The sequence below is a fragment of the Ruoffia sp. FAM 26254 genome (assembly GCF_045528545.1).
Taxonomy (GTDB): domain Bacteria; phylum Bacillota; class Bacilli; order Lactobacillales; family Aerococcaceae; genus Ruoffia; species Ruoffia halotolerans.
Genome location: NZ_JBGQQY010000024.1, coordinates 1 through 18,581, shown reverse-complemented (window position 1 = coordinate 18,581; position 18,581 = coordinate 1). Strand labels below are relative to the sequence as shown.

General features: G+C 38.2%; 11 protein-coding genes, 13 tRNA genes and 1 rRNA gene. All 25 read right to left on the bottom strand.

All coding sequences use genetic code 11. The features are described 5' to 3' along the window. Positions 1-44: 44 nt before the first annotated feature. The gene (locus ACEN3Z_RS07130; RefSeq protein ID WP_407090302.1) at positions 45-1,634 is read right to left on the bottom strand and encodes a bifunctional metallophosphatase/5'-nucleotidase; all 1,590 of its coding nucleotides are present in this window, start codon (positions 1,632-1,634) and stop codon (positions 45-47) included. 12 nt (positions 1,635-1,646) lie between these two features. Continuing rightward, positions 1,647-2,987, bottom strand: a complete 1,341-nt coding sequence (locus ACEN3Z_RS07125) for an MBL fold metallo-hydrolase (protein WP_407090301.1) — start codon at positions 2,985-2,987, stop codon at positions 1,647-1,649. A gap of 195 nt (positions 2,988-3,182) precedes the next feature. Further along, positions 3,183-4,421 (bottom strand): LysM peptidoglycan-binding domain-containing protein, encoded by a 1,239-nt coding sequence (locus tag ACEN3Z_RS07120; RefSeq protein ID WP_407090300.1) that lies wholly within the window; start codon positions 4,419-4,421, stop codon positions 3,183-3,185. A 160-nt stretch (positions 4,422-4,581) separates the two neighbouring features. Beyond that, positions 4,582-6,390, bottom strand: a complete 1,809-nt coding sequence (gene pepF, locus ACEN3Z_RS07115) for an oligoendopeptidase F (RefSeq protein WP_407090299.1) — start codon at positions 6,388-6,390, stop codon at positions 4,582-4,584. 19 nt (positions 6,391-6,409) lie between these two features. Beyond that, complete coding sequence (locus ACEN3Z_RS07110; RefSeq protein WP_407090298.1) at positions 6,410-7,603, bottom strand: pyridoxal phosphate-dependent aminotransferase; 1,194 nt, start codon at positions 7,601-7,603, stop codon at positions 6,410-6,412. Beyond that, positions 7,600-8,088, bottom strand: a complete 489-nt coding sequence (locus ACEN3Z_RS07105) for an Lrp/AsnC family transcriptional regulator (RefSeq protein WP_407090297.1) — start codon at positions 8,086-8,088, stop codon at positions 7,600-7,602. The genes ACEN3Z_RS07110 and ACEN3Z_RS07105 overlap by 4 nt, the downstream gene beginning before the upstream one ends. A 112-nt stretch (positions 8,089-8,200) precedes the next feature. Next, positions 8,201-9,943 carry a serine hydrolase gene (locus ACEN3Z_RS07100; protein WP_407090296.1) on the bottom strand — a complete coding sequence of 581 codons (1,743 nt, stop codon included), beginning with the start codon at positions 9,941-9,943 and terminating at the stop codon, positions 8,201-8,203. A gap of 79 nt (positions 9,944-10,022) precedes the next feature. Then, a complete protein-coding gene (locus ACEN3Z_RS07095) occupies positions 10,023-10,760 on the bottom strand; it encodes a hypothetical protein (RefSeq protein ID WP_138404577.1) in 738 nt (245 codons plus the stop codon). Between the two features lie 142 nt (positions 10,761-10,902). Continuing rightward, positions 10,903-11,634, bottom strand: a complete 732-nt coding sequence (locus ACEN3Z_RS07090) for an amino acid ABC transporter ATP-binding protein (protein WP_407090295.1) — start codon at positions 11,632-11,634, stop codon at positions 10,903-10,905. A gap of 3 nt (positions 11,635-11,637) precedes the next feature. After that, positions 11,638-14,583 carry an ABC transporter substrate-binding protein/permease gene (locus ACEN3Z_RS07085; protein ID WP_407090294.1) on the bottom strand — a complete coding sequence of 982 codons (2,946 nt, stop codon included), beginning with the start codon at positions 14,581-14,583 and terminating at the stop codon, positions 11,638-11,640. A gap of 253 nt (positions 14,584-14,836) precedes the next feature. Further along, the gene (locus ACEN3Z_RS07080) at positions 14,837-16,375 is read right to left on the bottom strand and encodes a ClC family H(+)/Cl(-) exchange transporter (RefSeq protein WP_407090293.1); all 1,539 of its coding nucleotides are present in this window, start codon (positions 16,373-16,375) and stop codon (positions 14,837-14,839) included. A gap of 646 nt (positions 16,376-17,021) precedes the next feature. Further along, positions 17,022-17,107 (bottom strand) — tRNA-Leu (locus ACEN3Z_RS07075). 43 nt (positions 17,108-17,150) lie between these two features. After that, positions 17,151-17,223, bottom strand: a tRNA-Met gene (locus ACEN3Z_RS07070). A gap of 22 nt (positions 17,224-17,245) precedes the next feature. Then, a tRNA-Cys gene (locus ACEN3Z_RS07065) sits at positions 17,246-17,316 on the bottom strand. Between the two features lie 45 nt (positions 17,317-17,361). Further along, positions 17,362-17,433: transfer RNA gene (locus ACEN3Z_RS07060), tRNA-Gln, on the bottom strand. 35 nt (positions 17,434-17,468) lie between these two features. Beyond that, positions 17,469-17,541, bottom strand: a tRNA-His gene (locus tag ACEN3Z_RS07055). Between the two features lie 24 nt (positions 17,542-17,565). Next, positions 17,566-17,636: transfer RNA gene (locus tag ACEN3Z_RS07050), tRNA-Trp, on the bottom strand. Positions 17,637-17,677: 41 nt separating this feature from the next. Further along, positions 17,678-17,758: transfer RNA gene (locus ACEN3Z_RS07045), tRNA-Tyr, on the bottom strand. 5 nt (positions 17,759-17,763) lie between these two features. Next, positions 17,764-17,836 (bottom strand) — tRNA-Phe (locus tag ACEN3Z_RS07040). Between the two features lie 14 nt (positions 17,837-17,850). Further along, positions 17,851-17,923, bottom strand: a tRNA-Asp gene (locus ACEN3Z_RS07035). Positions 17,924-17,933: 10 nt separating this feature from the next. Beyond that, positions 17,934-18,006: transfer RNA gene (locus ACEN3Z_RS07030), tRNA-Val, on the bottom strand. A gap of 18 nt (positions 18,007-18,024) precedes the next feature. Further along, a tRNA-Glu gene (locus ACEN3Z_RS07025) sits at positions 18,025-18,096 on the bottom strand. 21 nt (positions 18,097-18,117) lie between these two features. Next, positions 18,118-18,208: transfer RNA gene (locus ACEN3Z_RS07020), tRNA-Ser, on the bottom strand. 12 nt (positions 18,209-18,220) lie between these two features. After that, a tRNA-Asn gene (locus tag ACEN3Z_RS07015) sits at positions 18,221-18,293 on the bottom strand. A 19-nt stretch (positions 18,294-18,312) separates the two neighbouring features. Then, positions 18,313-18,428, bottom strand: a 5S ribosomal RNA gene (gene rrf / locus ACEN3Z_RS07010). Positions 18,429-18,581: the final 153 nt, after the last annotated feature.

The following is an 18,581-nucleotide window of genomic DNA, read 5'->3' as shown; positions in this document are numbered from 1 at the left end:
ATTTTTTGTAAATTCTATGTAAAATAATCGTATCCTAATAATTCTCATGGGTTATTCATATCAGCGACATTTAATTTTGGTTCCCATTTAAGGTGCTGATAATTCGAATTAATATAGTCCCATTTTTCTTGAGAATATGTGCTTAGCGCATCTTTCATTAAAGTCGCGATATCAATATTTGAGATTGATTCAATTTTTTCTTTACCATACCACTTAAAGTCTCCCCCGCCGACGGCACGGTATTGAGATAAGGCCACACTGTAAGTAGCATTTTTATCCAGCATTTTTCCAGTTCGATCATCAACAATACTTGTCACTCGCTGACCAACAGGTTGTGTCATATCAACGGTTGTAGTCATTCCACTATAGACGTCAAAGTTATAATGTCTTGGTTTAGGTTCAACATATTCTGGATTCACCTGGATATTACCTTGAGCGTTTACTTCTAGGTATTGTAAGTTGAATTCCATGACTTCATATAGGTCATTACCCGTGACATTCACTTTAGCGATTAGATTATAGAAAGGATAGCTCTTTAATAAAATTTCATTCGTAATTTCACCGTGGAAATTTACAAAAGCGTCATTAACTAAAGCCACAGAACTAAAATCAGCCCCTGTTTCATCGAATTGAATTTGATTTAATAATTCAATAAATGGATGGCCATTCAGACGCGCATCAATCGGACTTGTAGTCACTTGTTCTAAAGGTGCGACACCTAATACGGTATTCAACCAATTATTTCCATCAGTAATTTCAGGTTCCATGACAGCTTTAACTGCTTGGTTAACCTCACATTGAGACGTATTATGAAGTGTACCGTTTATTCCTGAAACCTCTTGATTATCCGTTAATTCAATTTCGACTTCGGCTACAATTTCACCGGCATAGCCAGGTTGAATGACGTAAGTTTGGCCCACTTGTTGATTCAACTCGCGGTGTTGATGACCTGTTAATAAGACGTCAACCCCTTCAATACCCGCCAACATTTCAGACCCTTGGTTTTCTTTCGTTAATTCTTCTAAAGGTTCCTTAGTGACTAAATCTCGTTCGAAACCACCATGATACGCTAATATGACAACATCCACTTGGTCACGCACTATTTCAACGTAATACTTAGCGGATTCAAAGGCATCCTCAAATCGTAACCCCTCATAATGGGCGGGCAATTCCCAGTTTGGAATATAAGAAGTTGTTACTCCTACAATACCAATCTTAATGCCTTCTCGCTCAATGATATCGTAGGGTTTACCTAAAAATGGTTTGCCCGTCGCATCATCAATAATATTGCTGACAAGTAAATCCGCATTCAAATCTTGAATTATCTGGTCGCGGTAATTTTGTCCAAAGTTAAATTCATGATTCCCAATCAATTGATAGTCATAACCAATCATATTCATTGCTCGAGCAATAACTCTTCCGTCTTGACGTTCTTGACTCAAGTAGGTTGCAAAAGACGATCCTTGGATAAAATCTCCTAGGTCTATCGTTAAAGTCACATCAGCCTCTTTGGCTTTTAAATTTTCAATACAACTTGCGGTATTGAATAAAGAAGCCTTAGGATTATCTGGTTGATTTAACCAATGCCCGTGGGTATCGCTTGTTACAATTAATCGTACAACTTGTTGACTCACTCTATCTCTCCTCTATTTACTCAGTTCCTTTATTGAATCGATGGAATATTGCTTGTTATATTCTGGTAACCAAGTTGTCACTCCATATGTTTCAAGGGCTTCACTGTATAGTTCTGGCAATTTTGTGTGCCAAGGAACGGTGACTTTTGCGTTAATTGTGTAGGCAACCGCTAATAAATCTTCTTTAGATGCATGTCCTGACACACCCGCATCAACCACTCGCCAACCATTATCATGTAAGCCACGAATATAAGTTTCATAACCTTCCATGAATGCTCCTAAAGGAACACCATTTGAATGAAGTAAGATTCCTTTTGGTAGAACATATAGCTGCTCGTAAGTGAATTCATCCACTTGAAGTGCAAATTGTTCAGGATTTGCCTGAATTTGTTGAACACTCACACCAAAGCTCGCATCTTCAGTTGCTAAAGGAGCGACATAATCTAAGTCTTTGACATATTCGAATGCAAGATTATATAGACTCGCTTGCAGTACAAAGGTGCGTTTATACTCATTGAATAAATGCGCTAATTCAACCACACGATCCACATTTTGTGGATAACCATTAAATGCTACTAATTTATCTGAGTCTTTAATTAAAGCACGTACGTCTCGCATTAAGCCAAATTCTGTGTGACTGCCTAAGCGTTCAATCAGTGGTTCTAATGCCTTATCAAGGGCAGATGGTTCAATCGTTTCGCTGAAACTATAACTTGTTCCCTCAAGTAATAAGATATCTGGTTGGAAAGCTTTTGCTTTAATGGTTGTCTCCATCACTCTTTCCGGATGGAAACCACTTAATCTCAAGTCTCCTGAGTAAATCACTTTAACATCAGGAGCTTTAATAAAGATACTTGCCGCCCCTTCCGTATCATGATCACTTAGATGAAAAGTAATTGAAAACTCACCATGTTCAATCGTCTCACCGGGTTTTACTGGTGTCCAATTTACTGGATAGTCCGGTAGAAATTCGTGCTTGTTCAACGAATGATATAAAGCAACCGCTGTCTCGGTTGCATAGACAGGAATATCCGGATGTAAATGAGCCAAGCTCCCCACATGGTCCAAATGTAGATGTGAAATTAATACAATCGTTTTTAAGTCTGAAGCTTCATAACTTAATGTTGAATTATCTTCTAAAGCTTCTTGTCTAAATAGGCCACCAATTTTAGGCAATTTGTTGTCGTCATATAATGCTTGTGTATTTTTCTGATATGCCAATTCATTAATATCAACACCAACAACTGCGCCAAAATCTGTAATAATACGATAGCCAGCATACTCCAGCGAGATTATATTACCGCCAATCGTATCTAAGCCCCCATGAAACTCCATAATTGTTTTGTGATTCATTCAAAATAACTCCTTTGTCTTAGCTCTAAAAGTATTCTAGCACTATCTGAAGTGAAAAGACAAATATAAATTTTAAATATGAGAAGACGATAATTTAATGCCTATTAGTATTAATCAAGCCAACAAAAGTCTAAGAAAAAAAGCCGAAGCAACTATTTCTAGTTGTTTCGACTTTTTTTAAAATATAGTTAAATTTTAATACCAGTTGTTTGCGTTGTGGTGAGCTAAGGCTGCTTGCCAGCTACCGTAGCGTTCTGCAACATATCCATTAGATGCTGCTTCTTGACTGGCTGGTGATCTGTCACCGTAACCATATGTCGAGAAGTATGAATCTAACATTTGGTAAGCTCCGTAGTGGTTTCCAGATACACTATAAATATCATAGTTATGTGTACTTTCACGACGGCGGATTTCTAATTTAGCTGCTAATTCAGATTCAGATAGACCAGCATTTTCTGGCATTGAACCTAGACTTGCTGAGTAGTAGTCAATTGAACCAGAAGCTGGCTCTTCAACAACAGGTTCTTCAACGACAGGCTCTTCATAAACCGGTTCTTCGACTTCAGGTGCCACATAAACAGGTTCCTCTACCACTGGCTCTTCTTCTTCGACTACTTCCCATGGTTGAGTTTCTTCAGGAACAGTTAAATCAGTTTCGTAAGTTGGTTCTTCCACTTCTTCTACGATTTCTTCTTCAACAATTTCTTCAACGACAGGAGTTTCTTCCACAACTTCAGTGGTTTCTTCTTCTAGTACAAGCTCTTCTACCACTGATTCTTCAATAATTTCTTCTTCGACTACAGGTGTTTCTTCAGCAACAACTTCTTCTGTTACTTCTTCTTCCCAAGTGACTAAGTTTTCTGGGTAAGAAACCTCTGCTGTTTCATAAGTGAATTCTGATACTTCTTCAGCTTCTTCAACTTCTTGCGTTTCAGGCGCAATCCATTCTTCAACTGTGTTTAATACTAAACCATCTTCAGTCATTGGTTCAGTTACTTCTGGTTCTACGACTTCTTCGATAACCTCTTCTGTTTCAACTGGTTCTACTTCTTCACCAGTTTCAGTTGAGTAAGTCACTTCTTCACCTAAATCTTCATTAGCGAAAGTCACTTGATGGTGCTCTTCGTTAAATGCTAATGTTGATCCTGCAATAATTAAGTCAGGATTTTCAAGTTGGTTTAATACTGATACTTCTTCAACAGATAGCCCTAATGCTTCTGCGATAACTGATAAAGTATCTCCCCATTGAATTGTATATTTGCCTGTCTCAGCAATTTCTTTATTTATTGAATCGGCAACATCTACGATTGAACGCTCGGTCCAAGTCCCTGATGCTTCGTTATCACCGATGACTTGTGCTTCAGCACTATTGATCGCCATTGATGAAGCAGAAACTGCAATTGTAGCTGCCACAAGTTTTAGTGATTTTCTCATTTATGTAATACCCCTTTATATTTAAAATAATTAAATATCATATTTGATGACTTATGATATATTAACTCAAGTTCAAATATAAAGAAAGAGCTAAAAGCCATCTGTTAATGACCCTTAACTCTTTTGTTGCATAACTCCATTTTTGTAACACAACTGTAACTTAAGCAAGCTCTTCGATTTGATCGATTAAGCCGTCAACGAATTGAATTGCTTGACGAATCGCGTCCGCATTGGTCATATCTACATCCACATTGGCTGCTAATTCAAGCGCATCTTTCGTTCCGCCTGCTGCTAAATTGTCTAACCAAGCTGACACAGCTTCTTGATCATTATCAGCAATCATCTGACCCACTTGAGTTCCAATCGTTAAACCAGCTGAATAAGTATATGAGTATAAGCCCATATAGTAATGTGGTTGGCGCATCCAAGTTAATTCAGCACCATCATTGATTTCTACAGCATCTGCCCAGAAGTTTTCTAACGTTTCTTTAAAGAACCCATTTAGACGGTTAGCATTTAATACTTCATCATTATCTACTGCTTCGTAAACTTTGCGTTGGAAATCCGCTTCTAATAAATGTGTCACCATATTATGGAAGTAAGTTCTTGTAATAAATTCCGCAATTAATGAGCGTTTCGCATCATTTTCAATCGGTTGATTTAATAAATATTGGCACATAATGACTTCGTTTGCTGTTGAAGGTGCTTCAACAAAATACAAGCTTGCTTCCGGTGTAATACTTAATTGGTTTTGATAAGTTAATTGGAAATGCCCTGCATGGCCTAACTCATGGGCTAGCACAAGCACTTCACTTAATAAACCAGTCCAGTTAAGCAGAATATAAGACGGTCCATCAGCAATCGTTGAACAGAAACCACCTGTTGATTTTGATTGGTTCATCGGGTAATCAATCCAGCGTTCTTCAAAGGCTTGCTTCACATAACTTAAATACTCATCCCCAAAGACAGATAAAGCTGACTCAATCATCTCACGACTCTCATCAATACTAATCGACATCGGTTCATCTTTAGAGAATGGCATCTTAATGTCAGCTAAAGTAACTTTATCCAACCCTTGTTCTTCTTTTAATAACTTCGCGTAACGTCTAAATACTGGCGCTAACTCCGTAGTTAAGGTATCGATAATTAAATTATAACTATCACGTGAAATTTGTTGATCGTGTAGTAAATAATCAAACACAGAATCAAAGCCACGTAAAGTTGCCATTTTCTTCTCAGTTTGAACATGGTTAATATAATTGGCAGCAACCGTATGTTGATGGTTGCTTAAGCCTTGGTGGAATGATTTCCAAGCAGCATGGCGAATTTCTTTATTCATATGCCCTTCAAAATCTTGCTCAAAACCAGCAAAGGAATTGCTGTAAGTTTCAGAACCCACTACAAAGTCTGGAAAGACCATGTCTTGGAATTTAACTGTATTATACATATCACTATGATTCATTAGTGATCCCGATAAGCTACTTAGAGTTTCCTCAATCATAGGATCTAGCATCATTGGTTTATTATATTTGATTCGATCGATAAAAGCTTTAAATCTTTGCCCTTCCTCAGTCACTAATAATTCATTTAACATCTCTTCAGATAAGTTCGCTAATTCCGATTCAAAAAATGATAAACGAACGCCAAGCCACTCACTTAATTGGCCTAATTTTAACGCATTTGCTTCATTCGTATCATCTAATTTATCTACTTCATAGGCTAAAGAACCGTATTGAAATACTTTCCCCATCCTAACATTGATATCATCAAAATCATTTAAAGCACTTAAAATCGTTCCAACATTTGTTAAGTTCCCTTTATAATCTGTATTAAAAGTTGCTACTTTTTCTTTTAAGGCTTCTATTGCTTTTTCGTACTCTGCTTGGGTTGCAAATAGTAATGATAAGTCCCAAGTCTCTTCTTTATTTAATAAATCACGTGTTGGTAGTGGTCCATTTTGTTTAGTCATAATATCCTCCATCATGTTATTAATGTGCTACTTCGCCGTACAATGCTTTCTCTCTTAATCTGTGAACGAATTGCTCTAAGCGATTAATTGCGACTTTCAGTTCTTTAATCGAATATGCATAGGAGATTCGGATGTACCCTTCTCCACTGTCCCCAAAGGCAGACCCTGGAATGACAGCCAAATGCTCTTCTAACAGTAATTGTGTCGCAAAATCTTCTGAAGACATCTGGAATTCTTGGATATTTGGGAAGATGTAAAATGCTCCTAAAGGTTCAAAGCAAGTTAAGCCAATTCGATCTAACTCTTTTAAAAGATAGCGTCGACGTTGATTGTAACTTTGGCGCATCTCTTCAACCGATGCATCCCCATTTTTCAAAGCTTCTATACCAGCGTATTGACTCAGTGTCGGTGCAGCCATAATTGTAAACTGATGAATCTTAATCATCTGTTCCATAATTGCTTTCGGCCCACAACAATAGCCTAAACGCCAACCGGTCATCGCGTAGGTTTTAGAAAAACCATTAATATAAACTGTGCGCTCTTTCATTCCTGGTACTGAAACCAATGTTACATGCGCACTTTCAGTATAGGTCAAATCATCATAAATTTCATCTGTCACTAAAAGCAAGTCATGCTGCATAATAACGCGAGCTAACGCATCAATGTCACTTTGCTCTAATATTGCACCAGTTGGATTGTTTGGAAAATTCATAATAACAATCTTCGTCTTCGGTGTAATCGCTGCTTCTAGTTCTTCCGCCGTTAAACGGAATTGATTTGCTTCTTGTAAAGCAATCGGAACGGGAACCCCGCCAGACAACTCAATACAAGGCAAGTAAGAAACATAGCCCGGTTCTAAATAAATAACTTCGTCCCCGGGACAAACCGTTGCCCGTAAAGCAATATCAATCGCTTCACTCCCACCAATCGTCACTAAAATCTCTTCTTTAGGATTATAATCTAATTGATGCTTACGACTTAGTCGCCCAGCTATTTCTTCTCGTAACTCCATCAAACCAGCATTAGCTGTATAGAATGTCCGTCCACGACTCATTGCGTCGCGCGCTTCATCACGAATATGCCACGGTGTATCGAAATCAGGTTCCCCCACTCCTAATGAAATAACATTATCCATCTCATTAGCAATATTAAAAAAGCGGCGAATTCCTGAAGGGTTTATTTTTTTGACGTGTTCATTCACGAAATCTCTCATAAAAAAATCCCCATCCTACGATCGTGATCATCATTATCAAATAATGTTCCATGATCTTTATATTTTTTCAAAATAACGTGCGTTGCTGTCGACTGAACTTCATCAATCACAGATAATTTCCTTGTCACAAAACGGGCAATTTCTCGCATGGGTGCTTTCTTCAATTCAATTGAAAAATCATACCCACCTGACATTAAATACATTGCTTCAATTTCTGGAAAATCGTAAATCAAACTCGCAATCCGATCAAAGCCTTGACCGCGTTGTGGATTCACTTTCACTTCAATCATCGCTGAAACATATTCATCTTCAGTCTTATCCCAATTAATCAAAGTGTGGTAGCCGATAATGACTTTCTCTTCTTCTAACTCAATAATAATTTGTTCAACAACACTCTCTTCTATATCAAGCATTGTCGCGATTTCACTCGTTTTTAAGCGGCTATCTTGTTCGATAAGTTTTAAAATATTCTCACGTTGATTCATAATATCACTCCCTTATTTTATATGACATCTATTATAACAAAACGCTTTCTTAAATACGATAAAAATTATAACAAAAAAGCAAGCACCGAAACGGCACTTGCTAAAAGTGTGATTAATCCACAGATATCCACAACTGTGATCTTAATTCATTAAAGACATTATGAACACGAAGAGATAAATTCCCTACCTGGTCTGAAATGCTGTCATAATTCCCTGGATAAGACGTGTAAACAGCTAAAGAATAAGCCCCATATGGTGTGATAAATGTGGCGATATCATTTTGCTCTGTCTCTCCTAAACCAGACTTATTCCAAGACGTTGTTGAAGACGGAATATATTGGCGTAAGAAGTTATGTGTATTCATTGTCAACTTATTAATTAACATCGCATCCCACGGTTCACCATTGACTTGGTTGTTATCTAATAAGGCAAAGTAACGCGCCGCATCATGAGGCGTAGTTGTAAAGTAAGTATCTTCACTATAATACTTCCCATTCACATACGTCTCGTAAAGGCCTAATTGATGGATATGCGGGTTAATAACATATCCCCCACCTACTACATCAATTAACAAGTTTGCGGCTGTATTATCACTATAAATTGTGACTAAATCAACAAGTTCATCAACCGTATACATACTTTCACTTGGTTGCCCTTGAATAATTCCCGCACCGGGCACTTTATCCCAATCCGTCATCGTTACATAAGTATCTGGTGATAATTCACCGGTCTTATATTGATGGTAGACTTCACCAAGTACATAGATTTTCTGCGTACTTGCTGGCCAGAACTGTTGGTTATTAATATCAACTTGTGCCATCGTTTCATTATTAATAAAAGACGCTCCGACGTTCGCGTTGATCATTCCAATTTCTTCCCAAATGACTGCTTCCATCGTATCTAGCAGTTCACGTTCGCTGTAGTAAGTTTCCACGTAATCTGTACCTGTCTCATCTTTTCGAACCCAACCTAATTCCTCATAACCAATGTAAACATGTAACCATTCTTCATCGAAAGAAGTGTACTCAGCAACAACTTCCATCGGCATATCATAGAAACCTTCTGTTGTCGTTATCATTGTTGAGTTTTGTGTCTTAGGTGGTGCACTAAGAATCAATGAATCTGTTGTTTTATAAAGAATACTGTAATCAACAGGTTTGACCTCACTCATCTTTGTATACTCATAAGGTCTTTCGATAAAGAAGAAATCAGGTGCATCAGAAGGTACTAAATTTAATAACATATTACGGTGTTGAGTTAATTCTTCAGCTTCTTCCAAACTAAAGCCAATATCTTGTTGCTTACCTATTAGAAAGTAGAACCAACCTTCCTCAGGTATGTTATGCCACCCCGTATATGGCGCATCGTTACGATATAATAATTCTTCACCCTCAACTTCATACCAAGCAAAGCCGTTTAAACTTTCTTCAGACAATAAACGTTCTTGATTCACATAAGAAGTGGGTGAGACAAGCGCCACATTCGGACTAAAGTAAAACCACGGAACAATCTCAGGTAACTCTTCTTCTGGGGTTAATTCCCCATCATTTTCAGCGACTTCCGTTAGAAGCGGAGTTTCTGTTCGGTTCGCTACACCCACATTTACAACGGATGATCTTAAATCTTCTATTAGGACACTCGCTTTTGGTTGAAGATACAAAGTGTCATAGCGATGTTGTTCCACAAGTTCAGCGGGTGTAATTTCTTCAGCTTGATTGAATTCTTCACCGAGTGAATTTGCGGATTTATTTGTAAAGGGTTGCCCAATAGAGAAAAAGATGACAGCCAATACAATGACAATACCACCGGCAATGCCTCCAATTATTCCGTAACGCTTCATTTTATCTTTCTCCAATACAACCCTCCTTTCTTGTTTGCTTTAATTTTAGACATAACATTATTATATCTATCTTAATGATAAGTTCAATATTATTCTACACACGAAGTTTTGCATCAGGGTTGATTTTAAAGGTAATACGTTTACTGAAGTACTCGTAAATATCTTGTGATAGAGACATTTCTGGCATCATTTCTTTAAATGCATTATAGGAGAATCGTTCTCTTAACTCGATTTCGTCTGCCCCTTGTTGGACAACATTACGGTGAATAAATTGCTCGTAAGCTTCTTCATCTAAACGTCCACCTTGATTCTCAAAGACACGATGTGCAATCACTTTAAAGATAAAGTCTTCTTCCGCACGTTTCTCAAGTTGTTCATTAATATTTCCTTCAAGTTTTAATTGTTCACGCCCATATTGCTCTAATGGCATGTTATATTGATCGGCGTAAGCTTTCACTTGTCTTAAATAATCCGTAACATAACTGTCGCGTTCTTCACTATTTAAGATGACGTTTGAGTTGTCTGCATAATATTTTAAGATGAATGGTAAAACTTCATTATAGAATTGTAACTGTGTTTGGTTACGTTGGTATACTTCCATCCCCGATTGTTTAAGTTGTTGAATTGTTTTAACCCCTGGTAAAGCTAGAGCGTCTACCATTTCGTTCGTTAATTCGTCAACCGGTTCATTGATCATCTCTTCATATTGTCTGCGCGCATGGTCAACTAATGGTTGTGCCACGGCATCCCATGAAGGTATTTCAATTGTTAATTTTTCCTCAGGAACATTTATATCTTTATAACTCATTACATTTTCAACACTGCTTTTCATATTTAATCGCTCCTTTATATCTTGATATATTGTAGTCGAGAATCGCTGAAACAACAAGCCTATTTGGATAATTCCAAGACATTTTTAAATATTTTAAGAAAATAAAAAAGGTAGCCCGAAAGCTACCTCGTTCAAATACTAATTAAACTAATACTTTGTCTAAGAATGATTTCGTACGTTCTTCTTTAGGATTACTGAATAGTACTGAAGGAAGATCTTCTTCCACTACATAGCCACCATCCATGAAGATGACACGGTCTCCAACTTCACGAGCGAATCCCATTTCGTGAGTTACAACAACCATTGTCATTCCTTGTGCCGCTAAATCTTTCATAACGTTAAGAACATCTCCAACCATCTCAGGGTCAAGTGCTGACGTTGGTTCGTCAAACAACATAATATCTGGATCCATGGCTAATGCACGCGCAATTGCCACACGTTGTTTTTGTCCACCTGATAATGAGTTTGGATATGCATCAGCTTTATCATCAAGTCCAACTTGATTTAATAAATCTAATGCTTTTTTATCTGCTTCATCTTTTGATAACACATCAAGTTCAACCGGTGCTAAAGTGATGTTTTCTTTAACACTTAAATGGGGGAATAAGTTAAAGTGTTGGAATACCATTCCGATATTTTTACGAACAGAGTTAATATCTGTATCTTTTGCACTGATATTCACACCATTAACATTCACTTCACCGCCGTTGATTTCTTCTAAGCGGTTTAGGCAACGAAGTAATGTTGATTTACCTGAACCCGAAGGGCCGATAATACAAACAACTTCTCCTGAGTTTACATGCAAATCAATGCCTTTTAAAACTTCATTACTACCAAAGCTTTTCTTTAATCCTTTTACTTTTACCTCTGCCATTGGTTACACATCCTTTTCTAGTCTATTAGAAATCTTAGTTAAGATTGTAATCAAGATAATGTACATTAATCCAACGATTAACCACATTGCTCCTGATTGATAAGTACGAGCAATAATAATTCGACCTGTTTGAGTTAATTCTACTAAACCAATTACTGATAGAATTGATGTATCTTTCAGTGTAATAACAAACTGGTTAATGAATGAAGGGATCATAATTCTGAACGCTTGCGGTAAGATAATTCGTCTCATTGTCTTACCTTTGTTCAACCCTAAACTTCGTGCCGCTTCATCTTGTCCGACATCAACCGCATTAATACCACCACGTACAATTTCAGCAATATAAGCCGCTGCGTTTATACTTAAGGTAGTAATCCCGGCTGCTACCGCTCCGAATGTCCAACCTGTTAATTGTGGAATACCGAAGTATACGAAGAATGATAATACGATCATCGGCGTACCACGCATCAAGTCAATATACACTTGAGCAATGAATGATAAGATAATATTACCAGACGTGCGCATTAAACCAATGATAATACCAATAACGGCTGCAATTGCAAATGACACTAATGTAATCCATAAAGTTGTCCATAATCCGTTAAGTAAAGCACGACCATTTTGTTCGATTAAACCGAAGAAACCACTTGAAGAAGATTCTTCTTCTAATTCTTCCTCACCTAAGTAGTTCGATATTATTGTATCATACTCACCAGAGGCTTGAATATTACTTAGTCCTTGATTGAATAAAGCAACTAATTCTGGGTTCTGACCTTCAGAAACTGCGAATCCATAATCAGTTACTTCCATTTGTTCACCAATAAAGCGTAATGGAATACCCCCTGTTTGAGCCGCATAAGCCATTACTGGGTAGTCTTCAATAACTGCAACAGAGTTTCCTGCTTGTAAATCTTCATACATATTGACTGAATCTTCAAATGTTGAAATCGTAAAGCCGTATTCGTCAGCCACTGACTCAGCTGCTGCCATTCCTGTTGTACCAGTCTTAACAGCAACGTTTTGACCTTCTAAATCTTCTAATGACTCAACGTCACTATCTTCTAAGACTGCGAATTGAACTCCCGCTTCATAATATGGGTTTGAGAAATCAAACGACTCTTCACGTTCTTCCGTGATCCCCATACCAGCAATCATTCCATCAATTTGACCCGCCTCAACAGCTTGTAAAGCCGCGTTAAATCCTAATGGACGAATCTCATAATTAAAGCCTTGATCTGCAGCGATGGCTGCAAGTAAATCCATATCAATACCAACGTATTCGCCGTCATCTCCAACGAACTCGAATGGTGCAAATGTTGTATCTGTACCAATCACATAAGTACGATCCGGATCAGCCACAACTTCTTCAGCTTCTTCTGAACCCTCTTCCCCTTCGGAACTTGGGTCTGCATTCGCCATGTCTGTATCGCCTAAATGCGTATTAACAATTTCATCAAATTCACCTGACTCACGAACATTTGAGAGTCCCGCATTAAACATTTCAATTAATTCTGGATTCTCACCTGTCTGAACAGCGAATCCATAATCTGTTACTTCCATTTGTTCGCTGATAAAGCGTAATGGAATACCCCCTGTTTGAGCTGCATAAGCCATCACTGGGTAATCTTCAATCACTGCGTCAGAATTTCCTGCTTGTAAGTCTTCATACATATTGACTGAATCTTCAAATGTTGAGATTGTGAAGCCGTATTCGTCAGCCACTGACTCAGCTGCTGCCATACCCGTTGTACCGGTCTTAACTGCAACATTTTGACCTTCTAAGTCTTCTAATGATTCAATATCGCTGTCTTCTAAAACCGCAAATTGAACTCCCGCTTCAAAGTATGGTTCTGAGAAGTCAAAAGATTCTTGTCGCTCTTCAGTAATCCCCATACCAGCAATCATACCATCAATTTGACCCGCCTCAACAGCTTGTAAAGCCGCATTGAAACCAAGTGGTCTGATCTCATATTCAAAACCTTGATCTGCAGCGATTGCTTCTAATAAGTCCATATCGATACCAACGAAATCACCATTCTCATCTTGGTATTCAAATGGTGCGAACGTAGTATCTGTACCAATTATATAAGTTCGATCTGGATCAGCGACAACTGCTGCTTCTGATTCTTGTGAACTTTCCTCTTCTTCAGAATCTGATTCTGATTCAGCTAAATCAATCTCACCTAAATGTGTATCAATAATTTCATCAAACTCACCAGATTCACGGACACTTTCTAACCCCGCATTGAACATTTCAATTAATTCTGGATTCTCACCTGTTTGAACAGCGAAGCCATAATCGGTTATTTCCATTTGTTCGCCGATAAAGCGTAATGGAATACCACCTGTTTGTGCTGCATAAGCCATCACTGGGTAATCCTCAATGACTGCGACAGAATTTCCTGCCTGTAAGTCTTCATACATGTTAACTGAATCTTCAAAGGTTGAAATCGTAAAGCCGTATTCATCAGCCACTGATTCAGCTGCTGCCATACCGGTTGTACCGGTCTTAACGGCAACATTTTCTCCTTCTAAATCTTCTAACGATTCAATATCGCTATCTTCTAAAACAGCGAATTGCACTCCTGCTTCATAGTACGGATCTGAGAAGTCAAAAGATTCTTGTCGCTCTTCTGTAATTCCCATACCTGCAATCATACCATCAACTTGTCCACTCTCTACAGCCTGTAAAGCTGCATTGAATCCTAGTGGTCTTATCTCATATTCAAAACCTTGATCTTCAGCGATTGCTTCCAATAGGTCCATATCAATCCCAACAAAGTCACCATTCTCATCTTGATACTCAAATGGGGCAAATGTTGTATCTGTAGCAATAATGTAAGGCTCATTATCCTCTTGTGCCTGCACAACCGTATTCATTACCGGTACACCGACAAGTACGGTTAGCATTACAACTAAACTCATAGATAACCATCTAAAAAACTTCATGTTTCACTCCAACTTTCCTTGAATTTTAATAATTGTAGAAACTTTTCTCATATTATTCTAACAATACTTATTATACGCGAAAACACCCCTCTTTCGCAACTTATATATATCATTATATGTAAATAAATCTAACATAAATCAATAAAATAACTCTATAATCCTAACAAATAAGTAATTATTGCTATCTATTATGTAAAATTTTAACAAAAAAGCCGACTCCAGTTGGAATCGACTTTCATTAAATGTGTATTATCTAATCTTCATGTGTAAAGTAATTATGAACTAGCTCTGTGTCTAATACATTATGTAAAACCATCACCGTATCTAACGTTTTAATCGACTCATCTGCTTTAGGAAGCAAGTTTAATCCTTCTCGATTAATTTCAACAATCAGTAAATTTGTCGGCAAATTCAAATCAGAGATTAACGTATTCTTTAGTGGACTTTCTGGTCCAATTGTAAACGTCGACACGATTAATTCACTTTCTTCCACTTTTTGAGGGGTTAATCGCTGAATCAGGTTGTTATATAAAGTTTCGTAAATAGGCTCTGTACGAGTGATTTCTCCTACAATGAAGGCGATAATTGAAGCGAAGGATAACATGATTAAGTGAGTAAATGACCCTGTCATCTCCATTACGAGTACAATTGACATAATAGGCGCTCGAACAACTGCGGTCATCACCGCCGACATACCTAAGATGATAAAATTCACCATATAAACTGGCTCTAGCCCACTAATGTGGTAAACAAGTAATCCAGAGATTGCCCCTAAAACTAGGACTGGCAAGAAAATACCTCCTTGAACTCCACTATTATAGGATATACTGGTAAAGACTAACTTACCTATCAACCAAAAGACTAACATCCCCACACTAATCGGTGCAACAACCATATGCTCCACTAAATGATGCCCTCCACCTAATAACTCAGGTGAAAATAATCCAACAACGACCGTCAACATAAAAATCAACGGTACTAAATAGATTGGTTTTAACCTTGTCCAAGCAAAGAAACGTCGTGTCCATTCCATAAAGTGATTAAATAAAATCCCCACTAAACCTGCAATTAAACCAACAAGGGCTACCCAACCAATATCGTTCATATCAATCGTTTGATTCACTCTAAAAGAGAAAGAATAAATCTTACCTGCAAATATAAATGAAACGAAGTTTGCTGTAATACTCGCAATAATACTTGGTAATAATAAGTAATGTGAGAAAGAACCGTACACTTCTTCTAAAGTAAATAAAGTCCCAGCAATCGGTGCATTAAATGCAGCCGACAAACCAGCACTCGCTCCAGCCGTAATTAAATAATTGGAAGTTAATTTATCTGTCTTGAATAACTTCCCAACAATCTTTCCGGTCACTCCACCTAACTGAATTGACGGACCTTCACGCCCTAAACTTAACCCAATAAAGTTAGCCAAAGAACCACCAAGAAACTTACTAATAAAGGTCGGTCCCGGATTCATTGACAATCTGCCTAGTAACTCTCCTCGGATTTGAGGTATTCCAGATCCTCCAGATAACGGTGCCCACTTTAATAACTGAACGACTATCACACCGAATACAAACGCTGCGAGAAACATCCATAAATAATTAATCGAAAATGGCATGTTATATATCGAATCACGAATCGTATCCAATTCAGCTAATACAAAGCGATAAGCCACCGCAAGCATTCCGCTAAATAAACCCGTTACTAAACCCAAGAAAATTAATTTAAATTTATTTGTTCCGGCTAAGTTACTTTCCCTTACCGGAATCTGCTTATATTCCTTCACCATTCCACATCAATCCAGCTTTCTAAAATAATAAGTACATCCTTAATCATATCATAAATTATAAGTGCATGTATCAAAAAATGTGTGCAAAAAAGCACTTTTTAGTGGGAGCTAGATTGGATGATAATCAGAATACGCGAATTTGTCGGAAAGTGACACTTTTTTGAGTAAGAGCGTCACTTTGGGTTCTCATAGTGTCGCTTTTCAGGAAAAAGCATCACTTTGGGTTTTCATAGTGACGCTTTTACGCGTTTAATCATGGATAATCAGAAATATGATGATTTCATTCGTAAACTTTGTATCATTTTGGTAAAAATATCGTAGACAAATAGGTTTAAGAAGGAAAAATAAATACACCCTACTACACATACTGATAAGAATGTCGCATTTACTAAAAAAATTTATACTTCAGATAATATTTTGGACAAATTTCGGACATTATCGAAGAAATATAACAATCCATAATTGACGCAAAAAATCTCAACCTCAAAATTCGCACTATTATATAGAAGGAACAGAGCGCAAAAAAGGCTGGTAACCTGATAAGATCACCAACCTTGTCTCAATAATAACTTAAAAAACTGCAATAAAAAAACACTTACTTAGGCATAGGGCAAGTGTTCTAACGTGGATTAAATCAATTAATAAATACCGGTAGTCGGGGTCGAACCGACACGTCCCGCAAAGGACATTGGATTTTGAGTCCAACGCGTCTGCCAATTCCGCCATACCGGCATAAAAGCCATTGTCTCGATATTAATTTTTGATAATTAAAAAATTGCGGGGGTAGGATTCGAACCTACGACCTTCGGGTTATGAGCCCGACGAGATGCCAGCTTCTCCACCCCGCGATAATAAAATAATATTTAGTAAAGGCGGTAGTCGGATTTGAACCGGCGATCAGAGTTTTGCAGACTCGTGCCTTACCACTTGGCTATACCGCCATTGTATTAAATAAAATAGTACCATTATAACAATGGTACTAGCGACTGGGGTAGCTGGATTCGAACCAACGCATAACGGAGTCAAAGTCCGTTGCCTTACCGCTTGGCTATACCCCAATGATAATATTACAACCTATATTATATAAAATATAGGCGACTGATGGGAATCGAACCCACGAGTGTCGGATCCACAAACCGATGCGTTAACCACTTCGCCACAATCGCCATCATCATATTATTAAAATTAAACAGGGGCAGTAGGAATCGAACCCACATTGACGGTTTTGGAGACCGTAGTTCTACCGTTAAACTATGCCCCTATTAAAAGGCAAAATTATTAAATTCCCCATTAATAATACAATGGTGGGGGAGAGATTCGAACTCCCGAACCCGAAGGAGCGGATTTACAGTCCGCCGCGTTTAGCCACTTCGCTACCCCACCATGAATGGCTTGGGACGGAATCGAACCGCCGACACCTTGAGCTTCAATCAAGTGCTCTACCAACTGAGCTACCAAGCCTACATTTTAAAAAACGGTCCGGACGGGATTTGAACCCGCGATCTCCTGCGTGACAGGCAGGCATGTTAACCCCTACACCACCGGACCTTGGTATTAATGGAGGATGACGGGATCGAACCGCCGACATCCTGCTTGTAAGGCAGACGCTCTCCCAGCTGAGCTAATCCTCCATGTTATTAAAATGTTAATGATCCGTACGGGATTCGAACCCGTGTTACCGCCGTGAAAGGGCAGTGTCTTAACCACTTGACCAACGGACCATTATAATATTAAGTTTCTAACGGAGAGTAAGGGATTCGAACCCTTGAGACATTTAATAAATGCCTACACGATTTCCAATCGTGCTCCTTCGGCCAACTCGGACAACTCTCCGATTTAACCTTACTCCGCAAGTAGGGCTCGAACCTACGACATCATGATTAACAGTCATGCGCTCTACCAGCTGAGCTATTGCGGAATGATTAAAATTTAACAATGCATGGCAACGACCTACTCTCACAGGACCAAAGGTCCAACTACCATCGGCGCTAAGAAGCTTAACTGCTGTGTTCGGCATGGGAACAGGTGTATCCTTCTTGCTACCATCACCACACATTGTTTTTTTATAAGTAATCTATACTTAGATCACTCAAAACTGAATATCAACCTTATATTTTCTTACCTGCTAAACCTGAATTGGTTCGTGGTTAAGTCCTCGACCGATTAGTACTCGTCCGCTCCGTACATTACTGCACTTCCACTTCGA

Coding starts and splice junctions, on each gene's coding strand:
- ACEN3Z_RS07125 (WP_407090301.1), bottom strand. CDS start 2,987: ATGAATCACAAAACAATTATGGAGTTTCATGGGGGCTTAGATACGATT.
- ACEN3Z_RS07120 (WP_407090300.1), bottom strand. CDS start 4,421: ATGAGAAAATCACTAAAACTTGTGGCAGCTACAATTGCAGTTTCTGCT.
- pepF (WP_407090299.1), bottom strand. CDS start 6,390: ATGACTAAACAAAATGGACCACTACCAACACGTGATTTATTAAATAAA.
- ACEN3Z_RS07110 (WP_407090298.1), bottom strand. CDS start 7,603: ATGAGAGATTTCGTGAATGAACACGTCAAAAAAATAAACCCTTCAGGA.
- ACEN3Z_RS07105 (WP_407090297.1), bottom strand. CDS start 8,088: ATGAATCAACGTGAGAATATTTTAAAACTTATCGAACAAGATAGCCGC.
- ACEN3Z_RS07095 (WP_138404577.1), bottom strand. CDS start 10,760: ATGAAAAGCAGTGTTGAAAATGTAATGAGTTATAAAGATATAAATGTT.
- ACEN3Z_RS07090 (WP_407090295.1), bottom strand. CDS start 11,634: ATGGCAGAGGTAAAAGTAAAAGGATTAAAGAAAAGCTTTGGTAGTAAT.
- ACEN3Z_RS07085 (WP_407090294.1), bottom strand. CDS start 14,583: ATGAAGTTTTTTAGATGGTTATCTATGAGTTTAGTTGTAATGCTAACC.
- ACEN3Z_RS07080 (WP_407090293.1), bottom strand. CDS start 16,375: ATGGTGAAGGAATATAAGCAGATTCCGGTAAGGGAAAGTAACTTAGCC.